This is a genomic window from Sphingomonas sp. CCH9-E2 (genome assembly GCF_001557215.1).
Lineage (GTDB): Bacteria > Pseudomonadota > Alphaproteobacteria > Sphingomonadales > Sphingomonadaceae > Sphingomonas.
The window spans coordinates 1-14,594 of record NZ_LSJM01000018.1 but is presented as its reverse complement, the minus strand read 5'-3'; the positions used below and the strand labels follow the sequence as shown (position 1 = coordinate 14,594).

Here is a 14,594-nt window from a genome sequence, read left to right as displayed (position 1 = left end):
GGTTCCGATGGGAACCGCCGGCCTTTCTTTTTTGGCCCGGTGAGGGACCGGGGCTCCGAAGAGCCCCGATCGATCAGAAGCCGGCGCGAACGCCGATATACACTTGGCGACCGCGGATATCGTAACCGCTGTAGAGCGGCGCGTTACCAGCGACGAAGTTGGTGTAGCCCTGGGTGATCTTCGGCGGTTCAGTGTCGAAGATGTTCCGGACGCCGAGCGAGAACGAGTAGTTCTTCATGTCATAGCGCACGTTGGCGGTATGCAGGAAGTAGTCCGGCGTGTTCCACTTATAGCGCTCATAGGTGAAGCCACCATTGGCGGGGAGCGAGTAATACTCGTTCGAGTCGGTCGCGCCGACCCACTCCACACCGTAACGCAGGTTCCAGCCGTCCTTACGGTAGCCGACGTCGAACGAGCCGGTCCACTCGGGGTTCTCGAGCTGACCGATCAGTTCGAAGATCTGAGCGGTCGGCAGCGTGCGGCTGTAGCGGCTGATGAACTTCGTCGCCTGAGCACCAATACGGAATTCGCCGCCGAACATCTCGCGAGTGTAGCGCAGGGTAAAGTCGATGCCTTCAGCCTTTGCGTCCGAGATGTTGACGTAGCTCTGGATCACGCGGAGCGCACCCGTGCCGGGGCCGGTGTACGGGCTACGCGTGATCAGACCGCTGTCGCAAGTCGTGCGCTGGATGTTGTTGTAGCACTGCGCCAGCACGGTGGCTGCCGAGAGCTGAGCAACGCCGTTGTCGATCTTCACGCGGAAGTAGTCGACGGCCAGCGACAGGTTGCCGAACGATTCGCCGAGACGCGGTTCGAGCACGCCACCGAAGGTCAGCGCCTTCGAGGTTTCAGCTTCGAGGCCCGCTGCCGCGCCGCCGAGACCAACAACGGTGATGCTGTTGTTCTGCGTGAACGCACCATTGTCCGGCAGACCTTCAGCAAGGCAACGCTCACGGATCAGCTGCGGCGTGCTTGCGTTGAAGTTGTTGCAGGGGTCGTTGCTCTGGCCGAGGAAGCCCGAGGTAGCACCCTGGAACTGCTCGAACAGTGCCGGAGCGCGGTACGAGGTGCCATAGCTGCCGCGGAACGAAACGCCACGGACCGGCGAGAGAATGCCGCCGATCTTGTAGGTCCACTGACCGCCGTACGAGCGATAGTGGGTGTAGCGGCCCGACGCGTTGATCGTCAGGTTGTGGATCAGCTGATCCGACAGGATCGGCAGTTCGATTTCGCCATAGCCTTCCCACACGCCGTCACTGCCGACCGTGGGGGTCGACGAGGTGAAGCCGTACAGGTTGTTGCGGACGCTTTCCGGCGACGGCTGGTCGTTGATGCTCGCTTCGCGGTTCTCAACACCCAGTGCGACCTGGACCATACCACCCGGCAGCTTGAACAGCGGACCGTTGATGTCGAGCGTGACCGTGCGCTCGCGATAGGCAGTACGACCGGTCACCGGATCGGTGATGAAGTCGAACCATGCCGGAGCGAGCGTGCGGGCGTTGCCGCCGATGATGCCCGAAGTCAGCGCCGGAGCTGCGACGCAGCCGCCCAGGCTTCCGACCGAGCAGGCGGTGCCTGCTGCGTTCGTTTGCATCGAAGCAGCGAGGCGGTCGGCGAGGATCAGGTCCGAGGTGTAGGACGAGTCCGACCAGCTCTTGCCGACGAAGAAGTCGTAGCGCCAGTCAGAGATCGGCAGTTCGCCACGCACGCCACCGTTCAGACGGACAAAGTCCTGCGTCTGATAGTTGTCGTAGGTGCCATAGCTCGAGAAGACGCGGATACCCGTGGTGTAGGGAACCTGCGGCTGCGGAGCCAGGAACGCAGTGGCGAAGCGCAGCTCGACGGGGATCAGCGGGCTGCCCTGCTGATAGTCCAGCGTCAGCTGGCGGTGGCCGGTCTGCGACGACTTGCGACGGCTAATCAGGACGTTCGCGTAGAATTCGGCGTTGCCCAGGATCGACGTTTCATAGGCCGCTTCACCATAGCCGGTGATGATTTCGGCCGGCGAAACGACGTCAACGTCGAGCATATCCTCGTCGAACGTGTCGCGGACGTTCAGCGGGATGCTCCCGCCGCCAACGCATTCGTAACCGGGGATCGGGCCGCCGACACCGGCGCGCGGGCGCCAGCGGTTGCAGATGCCGCTATAGCCAGCCGGTGCGCCGTTCGCGACCGGGGTGCCCGGAACAGCGGTGATGTTCGGCGTGCCGATCGTGTTGACGGTGACGCCACCGTTATCGATGTTGAAGCACTTCGGACGGCCCGTCAGCGGGTCGATATAGTCAGCTGCGCCGAAATCGCTGCCGTTGGTGCCGAAATAGGTGGTCGGGCACTGTGCCCATTCGATGTCACGGAGCTTCAGAGCTTCGCGCTTATAATATTCGATCGAGCCCGAAGCGCGGAAATTCTCGGTGCTGAAGCCACCGACCAGCGAGTAGCGGTAGCTGTTGCCCGAGCCGCTGCCGATGATGTTGTGCTGGGCTTCGGCAGTGATGCCCTTCACGTTCTGGCGCGTCACGATGTTGATGACGCCCGCAACTGCGTCCGAACCGTAAACCGACGAAGCGCCGGTATTCAGAACTTCGATGCGGTCGATCATCGCGTTCGGCAGCACGTTGAGGTCGGCCGCGCCGACGCCACCGCGCGAACCGGCCGGCGCAACGCGGCGGCCGTTCAGCAGCACGAGCGTGCGGGTGGTGCCGAGACCACGGAGCGAGACGGTGTTGACGCCCGGACCGCCGTTGACGACGAAGCCGCCATAGGTGTCGTTGATCTGATCGGTGCCGCCGGTGACGGCGGTCGACTGCAGGATTTCAGCGGTCGAGTTGAAACCGGCTGCGGTCGCCTCGTCGCGCGTGATCAGGTTGATCGGGTCGGCGCCGTTGAACTGGGTGCGACGGATGCGCGAACCGACGACGGTAACTTCCTGCGCTTCGCTTTCCGAAGCCTGTTCAGCTTCGTCGCTTTGCGTAGTCTGTGCAAGGGCGACTTGCGGAACGGCGAAGCTCGCACTTGCGAGCGCGGTCGCCGCCAGAAGACGACTAATGTTCATGTGATTCCCCTTCGACCCGGCTGAATGCCGGTTCGTCGCAGAGGAAACCGCTTTGTTCAGGCTAGCGCAAGCAAAAGCGTCCGGTTGCGTCCAGATTCTCCGTCATCGTGTTGCAACATTGCCACAATGGTGCGGTGCAACACGAATCGAGGGACATAAAGTTTCAAAAACTACGGGGTACCCAGATTGAATCAAACCTTAGGAATCAGCCGCCGCGTTCGATGCACATGGCGATGCCCATGCCGCCGCCGATGCACAGCGTCGCGAGTCCCTTTTTTGCGTCGCGGCGCGCCATTTCGTAGATCAGCGTGGTCAGCACGCGCGCGCCGCTCGCCCCGATCGGGTGGCCGATCGCAATGGCGCCGCCATTGACGTTGACCTTGGCCGGGTCGAAGCCAAGCTCCTTGCCGACGCACAGCGCCTGCGCCGCGAAGGCTTCGTTGGCTTCGATCAGGTCGAGGTCGGCGACGGTCCAGCCGGCCTTTTCCAGCGCCTTTTTCGACGCGGGGACGGGGCCAATGCCCATGATCGACGGATCGACCCCGGCGGTGGCCCAGCTCTTGATGGTGGCGAGGATCGGCGCGCCGCGCTTTTCGGCTTCTTCACGGCTCATCACCACCAGCGCCGCCGCGCCGTCGTTGAGGCCCGATGCGTTGCCCGCAGTGACGGTGCCGTCCTTCTTGAACGCGGGGCGCAGGCCGGCGACCGAGTCCAGCGTTGCGCCTGCGCGGATATACTCGTCCTGATCGACGACCGTATCGCCCTTGCGCCCCTTGATCGTGACCGGCGCGATCTCGTCCTTAAAGCGGCCCTCGGCGCGCGCGGCTTCGGCGAGGTTCTGCGAGCGGACCGCGAATTCGTCCTGCTCGACGCGGCCGACCTGATATTGTTCGGCGAGATTTTCCGCCGTGATGCCCATGTGATAGCCGTTGAACACGTCGGTCAGGCCGTCCTTGATCATCGTATCGACCAAAGCGACGTCGCCCATCTTGGCCCCTGCGCGCAGCGTCTGCGCATGCGCGGCGAGCGACATCGATTCCTGGCCGCCCGCGACGACGATGTTGGCGTCGCCGGTCTGCACTGCCTGAGCCGCGAGCGCGACCGCGCGCAGGCCGGAACCGCACACCTGGTTGAGGCCCCATGCAGGCACTTCCTTGGGCACGCCGGCTGCCATCGACGCCTGGCGCGCGGGGTTCTGGCCCTGCGCGGCGGTGAGTACCTGGCCGAGGATCACCTCCGACACCTCTTCGCCCGTGACGCCAGCCTGCGCCAGTGCAGCCTCGATCGCGACCCGGCCGAGTTCATGCGCGGGGGTGGCGGCGAAGGCACCGAGGAAGCTGCCGACGGGGGTGCGCTTGGCGGCGGTGATCACGACTTCGGTCATCGAGAGGCTCCTGAACTTGATTGCGCGCTATCTAGGGGCGGGGAGGCCGGTTAGCCAGTCCGCGAGTGGTTGCCACAGAAACTGTCGTGCGGACGAGCCGACGACCATGCCGACATGGCCGAGCCGCAGCTTGCGCTGATCCGCGAAGCCGACCGCACTGGCGGCGGGGACGATGCGGTCGGTGAGCGAGACGAACTCGACCGTCGGGCAGGGCAGGGTGAGCGGGTCCACGACCTGCCCCGCCACCTGCCAGCGACCGCCGCCGGGCAGGTCGGCGGTGAAGAAATCGTCGAACATCTGCTGCCCGGCCGCAAAGGTCAGCGGCGCCCCGGCATTGGCCCAATCCTCAAGCACCACGAAGCTTTTCGCCGCTGCGCTGGCCGGATCGAGCCGGGCGAACTTCTCGAACTTGGCGATCGTGCGCGCCGGGTCGAGTTGCCAGAAACCGGCTTGCAGCACCTCCATCGGGACCAGGCCGAGCGCGTCGCAGGTGCGGTGCGCCGCCTGCCAGATGGAGTCGATCCGCTCCAGCGCCTCGGCCCCGAAATTGGTAAAGCGCCAGGGCGCGGCGATCAGTGCGAGGCCGCGGACCGGCACGGCCTGCGCCGCCGCCGCCGCGATCGTGCCGCCGAGACAATAGCCCGCCAGCGCCACCGGCTCACCGATGCTGCGCAGCAGCGGGATCAGCTGGTCCTCGACATGCTGCGTCACATTGTGCGCGCGATCCGCCGGTGTCGGCGTGCCCCAGTCGACCAGCAGCGGACGAACGCCCTGCCGCGACAGCCAGCGCAGCAGCGAGCGGCGGTAGCGCATGTCGAGGATCATCGGCGGATTGATCAGCGACGGCACGAACACCGTCGGAATCCCCGTTCCGCCATAATCATGTAGCGTCGCCCGACCCGCCCGCGCGACCACCGGCATTGCGCGGCGCGGGCGGGGGCGGGGTGCGATCTGATAGGCGGCCAAACCCGCCAGTGCGGCGGCGCGGCGATCCGGCGATGCTGCGGTTTCTTCGCCCAGCAAGTCGAGAAACAGCGGCAGGGGGCGCGGCCCGTGTTGCGATGCGGCAATGAAAGATGTTAGGGCCATGTCAAATACCCTTGGGGGCGCGCATGAAAAAGACTGCACAAACGGACGGCCCGGTCATCATCAAGAAATACGCCAACCGGCGGCTCTACAATACCGAAAGCTCGTCCTACATCACGCTCGACCATCTCGCCGCGATGACGCGCGAGGGGCGCGATTTCAAGGTCGTCGATGCCAAGACCGACGAAGACATCACGCACAATGTGCTGACCCAGATCATCATGGAAGAAGAGGCGCGGGGCCAGACGCTGTTGCCGGTCAACTTCCTGCGCCAGCTGATCGCGCTCTATGGCGACTCGATGCAGGCGATGGTGCCGGGCTATCTGGAAGCATCGATGGAAAGCTTCCGCCGCAATCAGGAGCAGTTCAAGAGCGCGGTCGAAGGCGCGTTCGCCAACTCGCCCTTTGCCGAGATCGCCAAGCGCAACATGCAGATGTTCGAAGCGGCGGCCGAGGCGTTCAAGCCCGGTGCCGCAGCAACCGGTGCGGCGGCGGCCAAGCCCGCTGCGGGCGCGCCCGAGAAAAGCAAGGATGACGAGATCGCCGCGCTCAAGGCGCAGCTGTCGGCGCTCAAGGATCAGGTCGACAAGCTCGGCTGAGCGCAATAGCGTCACCCCGTTCGCGTTCGGAATGGGGGAAGTGCATGAAATCCTTGATCGCCATTGCAGCGGCGGGCCTGCTCGCCGGGTCGGCACTCGCGCAAGGACCGGCCCAGGTTGATCGTTACATCCATGCCGGCGCGCTGCTCGACCGGCCGGGACAGGCGCCGCGCGGCGCGAGCACGATTGCGGTCAAGGGCGACCGGATCGTCGGCGTCTATGATGGCCATGTCATGCCGCTGGGCGACGCGCCGGTCATCGACCTCAAGGACAAGACGGTGCTGCCCGGGCTGATCGACAGCCATGTGCACCTCGGCTCCGACCGCGCCGGGCAGGAAGGGCTGCTGGCCGGCTTTACCGAAAGCAAGGAGCTGGGCGCGTACGAGGCGCTGTGGAACGCGCGCAAGACGCTGATGGCGGGCTTCACCACGGTGCGCAATCTGGGCGACGACGGTGCGACGCTGGCGCTGCGTGAGGCGATTGCGCGGGGCTGGGCCGATGGGCCGCGCATCATCGATGCCGGGCGGTCGATCTCCACCACCTCGGGTCACATGGACCGGCGGCTGGGGGTGGTCGAGGATCTGCACCCGGTGATGAACATCGAGAATCTGTGCGACGGGCCGGAGGAATGCCGCAAGGCGGTGCGCAATCAGGTTGCGCGCGGCGCGGACGTGATCAAGATCGCCACCACCGGCGGGGTCAACAGCCGCATCGGCGCTGGCCTTGGCAAGCAGATGTTCGACGATGAGGCCAAGGCGATCGTCGAAACCGCGCGCCTTTATGGCAAGAAGGTCGCGGTGCATGCGCATGGCGCGGACGGCATCACGCTGGCGCTGAAGATGGGCGCGGATTCGGTCGAGCACGGCACGCTGATGGACGACGAGGCGATTGCGCTCTTCAAGAAGACTGGCGCCTATTACGTGCCCACATTGTCGACCGTGAACGGCTATCTGGAGCGGATCGCCAAGGATCCCAACGCCTATCCGCCCGCGGTGCGCACCAAGATCGACTGGCGCATTTCGATCACCGGCAAGGCGCTGGAGAAGGCGGTGCCGGCGGGGGTGAGAATCGCGTTCGGCACCGATGCCGGGGTGTCCAAGCACGGGCGCAATGCCGACGAGTTCGAACTGCTGGTCAAGCATGGCATGACTCCGATGCAGGCGATCGTCGCGGCGACGACCAATGCCGCCGATCTGCTCGGGCTGGCCAAGGAAGTGGGCAGCATCGAACCGGGCAAGAGCGCGGACATCATCGCGGTCAGCGGCGATCCGCTGAAGGATGTGCGCGTGCTGAAATCGGTCGGCTTCGTGATGCGCGCCGGGGTGGTGCACAAGCAATAGGACGACCGAAAGCGTCGGAGGCGCGGGCAATGCAGATGGGGCAGGATCGCACGATGTCGCCGCTCCGCCTGCTGTCGATCCTTGCGCTTCCGGCGCTGATCGCTGCCGCGCCCGCGGCCCAGCGCTGGGCGCCCAGTGCTGAGTCGATTGCGGCATTTCGCGCTGGCGACATGCCGAAGGCGCGTGTGGTGCTTGAGGCCGAGCTGGCGCGATGCGAGGCGGCGGGAAAGGGCGGCGACTCCTGCCTCGATCTGCTGACGGCGTTGGGTAGGGTAGCCGGTGACGCTGGCGACGAAGTTCTGGCTGAACGCTGGTCCCGGCGCGCTTTGGCTGTCGCCGAGGCGCATTTGACCGAAGCGCACCCCGACCGGTCGATGATCCTGCTCAGTCTGGGTGATGCCATATCCGGTCAGCAACGTTGGGCGGAGGCCGAGCCCTTCTATCGACGCGCGGTCGCGCTGCGGGAGGCGGCGCTTCCGCCCGGTGATCCGATGATCGCCTGGGCCCGGATCAATCTGGGCGGCGTGCTGCACCGGATGGGCCGGATCCGTGAGGCTGCACCGTTGTTCGAGAGCGCGCTCGCGATGCTGCGCGCCAAGGGAGACGGCGAGCGCTGGAATTTGACCGCTGCGATCAATTTTGTCGCGGTTGCCTATAGTGCAGCCGGGCGTCCTGCGGAGGCGGAGACGCTCTATCGTGAGGCGCTGGCGCGGCGTGAGGCACAGACGCCGGTCGACCCGATCAGGTTGGCGCTGGCTGTCGGCAATGTTGCAGCCATGGTGGCCGAACAGGGGCGGCTCGCCGAGGCGGAGGTGCTGCAACGCCGTGTCGTTGCGCTGGTAGCAGAGCGTTCGGCCGATCCAGCGCTGGTCGGTACCGCCTATCTCAACCTTGGCAGCAACCTCGCGGATCAGGCCCGGCATGCGGAGGCCGAGCTGTGGATCAAGCGGGCCATTGCGCAATTTGCGCAGGGTTCCGTGACCGATCGCGCGGACGCGCAGGCCGAACTGGCGATGCTTTACTATGCAACAGGGCGATTCGCAGAAGCCGAAGCACTGGCGCGGGACAGCGTGCGTGCTCTGGAGGCCGCGCTGCCGCCGGGGCATCCCGATGTGGCCGGGGCCTATGTGCAATTCGCGACGCTTCTGGATGGACAGGGTCAGTTCGTCGAGGCCGAGCGCATGTACCGCGATGCGCTGACCATCGCGAGCAAGGCATTGCCACCGGATCATCCGATGCTTGCAGGCCTGTATGCGAGTTTTGCGACCAATCTGGTTGCGCAACAACGCATGGCGGATGCCGAGCCCCTGACGCGGAATGCGCTGGCGATCTATGCGCGCATCCATACGGGTGACCATGCCGATGTCGCGGTCGCTCTGTCAAAACGTGCGACCGTCCTCGACCGGCTGGGCAGGGTCAGGGAAGCCGAGCCGATCCACCGCGCGTCGCTCGCAATGCGCGAACGTCTGTATCCGGCGGATAGCATGCAGGTGGCATATGGACTGCAATTCCTCGCCGACAATCGGGTGCTTGCCGGGCGGCCCGCTGACGCCGAGCCGCTCTATCGCCGCGCGGTGGCGATCCTGGAGCGCCGGGTGCCTGGGGGCCAGGAGCTTGCCGACAGCTATGCTCGGTTTGCCGAGATGCTGGCAACGCAAAACAAGGTAGGCCAAGCCGAACCTGTATTGCGCAAGGCCTATGCCATCCGCCTGGCACGGGCCGCCGACCATCCCGACCGCATTTCAGGGACCTGGTCGCTGGCCTATAATCTGGTCCAGCAGGGCCGTTACACAGCGGAGACGCGCGCGCTCTATGCCATCGCGGCCGACGGGGTTGCGCGGCGGCTCCGGTCCTATCGCAGCTTCACACCAAGCGCGCAGGCGGAACTGCGCGGCTATCGTCCACTGTATCTGGGCAGGGTCCACACCGCCTGGATGCTGGCGCAGACCCCGCGCTGATCGGATTACCCGCCCCGCTTGCTGGGATTGGGTTTGCGGAATTTGAGCGTCATGCGGTCGCTCTCGCCGATCGCTTCATATTTCGCGCGATCGACGTCCTTGAGGCGGTAGGTGGGGGGCAGCGTCCACACGCCCTGCGGCCAGTCCGCCGTGTCCTTCGGGTTGGCGTTGACCTCAGACGCGCCGACATATTTGAAGCCGGCATCCTCGGCCAGCTTGCGCACGGTCGAAACCTTCACATAGCCGCTGGTCTTCTCGCGCGCCGCGTCGGCCGATTCGGGCAGCCGGTGGTCGACGATGCCGAGCGTGCCGCCGGGCTTGAGCATAGCGAAAATCTGCTTGAACGCCTCGGCACTGCGATCCGTCGTGCCCATCTTCCAATTGTGCACGTTGCGGAAGGTGAGGACGACATCGGCGGTGCCGGCAGGGACCGCAGGTGCGCCCTCGGCGGCGGGGAATGCGGCGAGCTTGATGGCGCCATAGAGGTCGGCGTCCTTCGCCTGCAGCGTCTGGGTGCCCTTCACGCCATTCGGCCAGGGCGCCGCTGCATAGAGGGTGCCGCCGCCCTTCTTGAGATAGGGCGCGAGGATTTCGGTGTACCAGCCGCCACCCGGCCACAGTTCGACCACCGTATGCGTCGGCTTCACCCCGAAAAAGGCGAGCGTTTCGGCCGGGTTGCGGTATTTGTCGCGGGCGACATTGGCGGGCGTGCGGGTCGACGCCGCGACGGCAGCCTTCAAATCGCTGCTCGGCTTGCCCATCTGGGGCGCGCCGATGGCGGCGGCTGCGGTCACGGCGATGGCGGACAAGGCGATAGCGGGCAGGGTGTAGCGCATGGACGGCTCCTCTCTGTTCTGGTGGCTGGTTTGAAGTGGGGCGCGGGGCGATGCAAGGGCCGTTATGGATCGGGGTGGGCGCGATGGTGGCGCTGGTGGGCGTCAGCGGCGTCGCGGAGTGGCGACGCGGCAAGCGCGCCGATCTCGACAAGGTCGGCTGGGTGCCGTGGACGTTCGTTCAGGTGATGGCGCTGCTGCTCGCCATCGTCGGCGCGGCGCTGGCGCTCAAGGGGGTTCAGTAGAAGCTGGCGAGGGTCAGGGTGCGATCGCTCCCGTCGCACAAGGTCAGGCGCACGCGGCGACCGGGGGCACCGATGGTCCAGTTGCGCGCGGCAGCGGCGATCGGCGCACCGTCCACCGCACAGATCAGCGTGCCTGCCCGCCATCCGGCTGCTGCCGCTGGGCTGTCGCGCATGACATGAATGACGCGCAAGCGAGACCCGTCCGGCGCGACCATCAACCCGCTGGTCGATCGGGTGACCGGCCAGCCCGCACGTTCGCCCGCCGCCAGCACCATCCGCCCCGCCCCTGGGTCGAGCAACACGCGGTGGCGCCGCAATAGCCCGCCGCCGATGCGTCCTGCGGCACCCTTGCGCGCCGAAAAGCCGCTATCGGATTCGACCCGCAATTCGACTTCGCGCGTCGCGAGATTCGCCAGGCGCAGCGAGGGGAGGATCGCGACCTCGCTCTCGATCGCGCCGCCCAGACCCCAGCCGATCGCGGTGGTTGTCCGTACCGCTGCGGGGGCGTTGGCGCGCCAGATGCTGCGGGTCAGGCTGATCATCCCGCCATCGCCGGTGTCGATGATGACGGGGCGGAGGTTGCGGCCGCCCAGGTCGACTTCGCTGAGATACAGACGTGAACGATCGGCGATCCGCAGCGGGATGGTGGTGCCGCGAAACGGAAGCCGCCCGCTCGGCAACAGGCGAAAGCGTTGCGCATCATAGTCGATTTCGAGGGCGTGCGCGGCGAGCAGATCCGCCCCGACGAACAGATCGACCGGCGCATTGCCGGTGACGCGCGGATCGGCGTCGATGATCGCGAGCCGCCCGCCGGTGCGCACCAGCCCGCCCACTTCGATCCGGTCGATCCCGGTCCAGGCGAGCGGCACGCTGCCCCCGATCGCGTCGGCCCGCCCGCTGACGAGCGGCTTCAACCCCGTCGCACGCGCAAAACGCGCCGACACCGCGCTGTCGGTGGCGCCGGTGTCGAGCAGCGCATCGACCCAGCGACCGTTGACCATCGTGCGAAAGCGGATCTGGTTGCCCGGTGTCAGTTCGAACCTGACCCAGCGTGCTTCGCTGTCGCTGGCGAGATGCAGCATTGCGGGCGTCGCTCCGGCCGGAGCGATGGCGCATGACAGCACCACCATCAGCAACAGCCAGAGCGAGCGAAACCCCATGCGCCCAGTCTAGCGCCGCTTCGCCTCGTCGCCAGTCCTACCGGATATGGTTAACGTCCCATTTGCTGCTGGGCGGCCCGCCGCCTATTTGCTGAGCGAATCTTCGGCGAACGATCCTTCGCGCGGGCCGCAGGTGGTGATTGCCAGCCCGATATTCTCGCTCCGCCGCCCTGCGCTGTCGACCAGCGACATCATCCAGACATCGCTTCTGCACAGGTTCGACGGATGGCCGAGCGGGAGGCGGTCGCCGCGGTTGAGCGCCCGGGGGGCCGAGTAATAATAGGTCACGTCTTCGACCCCGCGCCGATAGGGCAGCGGCGCGCGGCCCTCGATCGCGCGGTAGACCGCAGACATGTCGGATTCGATCGGGCGAAATACCACTTGCCCCTGTCCGCGCGGAATCGGGCTGCGGATCGTCAGCACGATCCCGGTCCCCGGGGCCATGAAACATGCATCCGGGACCGCGACGGCAAGGGGTGATCCGCCGCAGCGGTTGCTGGTCGCGCGGAGCAGCTTGTGGACCGATTCAGGCTGGCGCGTCAGCGGTGCTTTGGCGATCGGAGCGACGCGCGGCGCCGGCTCGACCAGCCACGCGCGCAGGCCTTCCCGATCGTCCTCGAGCCGGTGGGGCAAGCCATTGCAGGAGTTGAACCGGCCGGTCAGGCTGCCATCGGGATTCACCGACACCAATACCGTGCCCCACCATGGCGAGCGCGGATCGCGCGTCGCGATCGGATGCTGGGTCGTCGGACGGTCGCAGCGCCGTGCCCAGCGCTCGATCCCGCTGGGATCGCCACCGTCGGTCCGCCGCGGTCGCAACCAATAGCCCAGCAGCCGACCGCCCGCCCCGCCGGCAGGTGGCTCGATCGAGATGTAGCTGCCGTCCTCGAACTGGATCGAGACGCGGTTGCCACGCGGCGCGTCGGTGATCCGCGCCGCGCCCCATGTGGTGCGATAGGTGCCCCGCACTGGCCGCTCTGCCGCTATTTGCCAGGCGCGGGCGGAGTCGGTGGGGCTGAGCGCGATAACGCCCGGAACCGTCATCGCCAGCACGATCGTCGCTACACCAATGCCCCGCATCGCCGTACCTCCCGATGCCAGGCATGATGCCTGAACGCGGGCAAATCACAAGGTTTAACGGGTCAGCTGCGTAACGATCACAGGCACGCTTCCAGCAGCGCTTGATCGAACCCAAATGAGCGCGCCTTTTCAAGCGTATAGGGACGCAGGCCCATCGATCGATATTCGCCGATGATCTTTCCGTCGGCGCTTTCGTCGAGATATTCGAACTTGAACAGCTCCTGCGTCACGATGACGGGGCCTTCCATCCCGATCACTTCGGTGATGTTGGTCACACGGCGGCTGCCGTCGCGCAGGCGCTTCACCTGAACGATCAGGTCGACCGAATCGGCGATCTGGCGGCTGATCGCTTCTTTCGGGATCTTGATGTCGCCCATCAGCACCATGTTCTCCATCCGCCCGAGGCATTCGCGCGGGGAGTTGGAGTGGAGCGTACACATCGACCCGTCATGGCCGGTGTTCATCGCCGACAGGAGGTCGAAGCACTCGGGTCCGCGAATTTCGCCGAGGATGATGCGGTCCGGCCGCATACGCAGCGCGTTCTTGACCAGATCGCGGATCGTGATCTCGCCCTGACCCTCCAGGTTCGGCGGGCGGGTTTCGAGCGGGAGCCAGTGCGGCTGCTGCAGACGAAGTTCGGCCGCGTCCTCGATGGTGAGCACGCGCTCACCCGGGTCGATCATCTTCGACAGGGCGTTGAGCATCGTGGTCTTGCCCGAGCCGGTACCGCCCGAGATGACGATGTTGAAGCGGCTGGCGCCAGCGATCTTCAGCATCGTCGCCATCTTGGTCGACATCGACCCGAAGCCCGCCATCATGTCGAGCGTGATCGGCTTGTCGGAGAATTTACGGATCGAGATGGCGGTGCCGCGCAAGCTGAGCGGGGGCACGATCACGTTGACGCGGCTCCCGTCCTTGAGGCGGGCGTCGGCGAGCGGGGTGGTCTGATCGACGCGGCGGCCGACCGAGTTGCAGATGCGCTGTGCGATCTGGAACAGATGCTCTTCGTCGCGGAACTGGATGTTGGCGAGTTCGAGCTTGCCCTTGCGTTCCACGAACGTCTGTTCGGGGCCGTTGACCATGATGTCGCTGATCGAGCTGTCGGACAGCAATTCTTCGAGCGGACCGAGGCCGAGCAGCTCGTCGACCAGCACCTTTTCCAGCGCGAACTGCTCGCGGCGGTTGAGGGTGAGTTTGAGCTCGGCCAGCACTTCGCCGATGATCGGGCGAAATTCCTCGGCCAGCTCGTCCTTGTTGAGCGTGGCCGCGGCTTCGGGATCGACGCGTTCGAGCAGGCGCGGAAGCACCTGTTCCTTGATGCGGTGGATCGAGGCTTCGAAGCCCTCGACCCGCGAGCTGCTGGCTTCGCCGGTCGCGGCCTGCCGATCGGCCAGGCGCTGCATCGCCTCGCTGGTCGATTGCGCGGCCATCGATGCGCCGGGGGCGGGCTCGATCTGTGCCTGGGATGCGCCGGGAAGGGGAACGTCGTGGAGCGGCGGGAATTGCTCGCCGCCCAGCGGCTCGGCCGGGCGCGCGGTGCCACCGCCCTGCATCGGACGCGCAACGCCGAAGGCAGGGCGTCCCGACCCGGCTCCCGGTCCGCTACGACGTCCAAATGCGCTCACCTCGGCTCCCCGCTATCCGCTGTCGGCACCGGGATAACCGCCAAGGTTTTACAAGTTCCTAACCATCCATCCTTGGTTCCTCGTGCGCTGCAACGAAGGGGCCGGTCGACCGGCGGCGTGCGGTGCCAGGAGAAAGCCCGCCCAATGCGCGGAATTCGCGGGTCATATGCGCCTGATCGGCATAGCCCGATGCTGCGGCGGTGTCGGCGAGGCGGGTCGCCCCCCCCTGGAC

The 14,594-nt window shown here is 66.0% G+C and carries 11 protein-coding genes; 4 read left to right on the top strand and 7 right to left on the bottom strand.

What is annotated here, in order from left to right:
• Positions 1 to 73: 73 nt before the first annotated feature.
• The 3 genes from AX681_RS00985 to AX681_RS00975 all read right to left on the bottom strand — a co-directional run bounded on the left by AX681_RS00985 (position 74) and on the right by AX681_RS00975 (position 5,525).
• Entirely contained in the window at positions 74 to 3,052 is a 2,979-nt protein-coding gene (locus AX681_RS00985; RefSeq protein ID WP_066660735.1) for a TonB-dependent receptor domain-containing protein, read from the bottom strand.
• A gap of 205 nt (positions 3,053 to 3,257) precedes the next feature.
• Positions 3,258 to 4,436: an acetyl-CoA C-acetyltransferase gene (locus AX681_RS00980; protein WP_066660739.1), complete on the bottom strand. Its 1,179-nt coding sequence runs from the start codon at positions 4,434 to 4,436 to the stop codon at positions 3,258 to 3,260.
• Between the two features lie 27 nt (positions 4,437 to 4,463).
• Positions 4,464 to 5,525 (bottom strand): alpha/beta fold hydrolase, encoded by a 1,062-nt coding sequence (locus AX681_RS00975; RefSeq protein WP_066681542.1) that lies wholly within the window; start codon positions 5,523 to 5,525, stop codon positions 4,464 to 4,466.
• A 23-nt stretch (positions 5,526 to 5,548) separates the two neighbouring features.
• On the opposite strand from AX681_RS00975, the gene phaR reads away from it, so the two are divergent.
• The 3 genes from phaR to AX681_RS00960 are packed head-to-tail and all read left to right on the top strand — an operon-like array spanning position 5,549 to position 9,419.
• Entirely contained in the window at positions 5,549 to 6,121 is a 573-nt protein-coding gene (phaR, locus tag AX681_RS00970) for a polyhydroxyalkanoate synthesis repressor PhaR (protein WP_066657908.1), read from the top strand.
• A 44-nt stretch (positions 6,122 to 6,165) separates the two neighbouring features.
• Complete coding sequence (locus AX681_RS00965; protein ID WP_066657905.1) at positions 6,166 to 7,461, top strand: metal-dependent hydrolase family protein; 1,296 nt, start codon at positions 6,166 to 6,168, stop codon at positions 7,459 to 7,461.
• Positions 7,462 to 7,514: 53 nt separating this feature from the next.
• Positions 7,515 to 9,419: a tetratricopeptide repeat protein gene (locus AX681_RS00960; protein ID WP_197421825.1), complete on the top strand. Its 1,905-nt coding sequence runs from the start codon at positions 7,515 to 7,517 to the stop codon at positions 9,417 to 9,419.
• Positions 9,420 to 9,424: 5 nt separating this feature from the next.
• Here the strand turns inward: AX681_RS00960 and AX681_RS00955 are convergent, their stop codons facing one another.
• On the bottom strand, positions 9,425 to 10,255 hold the full coding sequence (locus AX681_RS00955; RefSeq protein ID WP_066657896.1) for a class I SAM-dependent methyltransferase: 831 nt from the start codon (positions 10,253 to 10,255) through the stop codon (positions 9,425 to 9,427).
• A gap of 50 nt (positions 10,256 to 10,305) precedes the next feature.
• Here AX681_RS00955 and AX681_RS00950 point away from each other — a divergent pair, with 50 nt between their 5' ends.
• Positions 10,306 to 10,497: a hypothetical protein gene (locus tag AX681_RS00950; RefSeq protein WP_066657894.1), complete on the top strand. Its 192-nt coding sequence runs from the start codon at positions 10,306 to 10,308 to the stop codon at positions 10,495 to 10,497.
• On the opposite strand, the gene AX681_RS00945 is transcribed toward AX681_RS00950, so the two are convergent.
• From AX681_RS00945 to AX681_RS00935, 3 genes are all read right to left on the bottom strand, one after another.
• Complete coding sequence (locus AX681_RS00945) at positions 10,491 to 11,657, bottom strand: aspartyl protease family protein (protein WP_066657891.1); 1,167 nt, start codon at positions 11,655 to 11,657, stop codon at positions 10,491 to 10,493. The genes AX681_RS00950 and AX681_RS00945 overlap by 7 nt on opposite strands.
• 84 nt (positions 11,658 to 11,741) lie before the next feature.
• On the bottom strand, positions 11,742 to 12,737 hold the full coding sequence (locus AX681_RS00940) for a hypothetical protein (protein WP_066657888.1): 996 nt from the start codon (positions 12,735 to 12,737) through the stop codon (positions 11,742 to 11,744).
• Between the two features lie 77 nt (positions 12,738 to 12,814).
• Entirely contained in the window at positions 12,815 to 14,362 is a 1,548-nt protein-coding gene (locus tag AX681_RS00935) for a CpaF family protein (protein ID WP_197421824.1), read from the bottom strand.
• Positions 14,363 to 14,594 lie beyond the last annotated feature (232 nt).

What these genes read in the sequence shown, in the direction of transcription:
- AX681_RS00985 (WP_066660735.1), bottom strand. Translation starts at nt 3,052, where the DNA reads ATGAACATTAGTCGTCTTCTGGCGGCGACCGCGCTCGCAAGTGCGAGC.
- AX681_RS00980 (WP_066660739.1), bottom strand. Translation starts at nt 4,436, where the DNA reads ATGACCGAAGTCGTGATCACCGCCGCCAAGCGCACCCCCGTCGGCAGC.
- AX681_RS00975 (WP_066681542.1), bottom strand. Translation starts at nt 5,525, where the DNA reads ATGGCCCTAACATCTTTCATTGCCGCATCGCAACACGGGCCGCGCCCC.
- phaR (WP_066657908.1), top strand. Translation starts at nt 5,549, where the DNA reads ATGAAAAAGACTGCACAAACGGACGGCCCGGTCATCATCAAGAAATAC.
- AX681_RS00965 (WP_066657905.1), top strand. Translation starts at nt 6,166, where the DNA reads ATGAAATCCTTGATCGCCATTGCAGCGGCGGGCCTGCTCGCCGGGTCG.
- AX681_RS00960 (WP_197421825.1), top strand. Translation starts at nt 7,515, where the DNA reads ATGTCGCCGCTCCGCCTGCTGTCGATCCTTGCGCTTCCGGCGCTGATC.
- AX681_RS00955 (WP_066657896.1), bottom strand. Translation starts at nt 10,255, where the DNA reads ATGCGCTACACCCTGCCCGCTATCGCCTTGTCCGCCATCGCCGTGACC.
- AX681_RS00950 (WP_066657894.1), top strand. Translation starts at nt 10,306, where the DNA reads ATGCAAGGGCCGTTATGGATCGGGGTGGGCGCGATGGTGGCGCTGGTG.
- AX681_RS00945 (WP_066657891.1), bottom strand. Translation starts at nt 11,657, where the DNA reads ATGGGGTTTCGCTCGCTCTGGCTGTTGCTGATGGTGGTGCTGTCATGC.
- AX681_RS00940 (WP_066657888.1), bottom strand. Translation starts at nt 12,737, where the DNA reads ATGCGGGGCATTGGTGTAGCGACGATCGTGCTGGCGATGACGGTTCCG.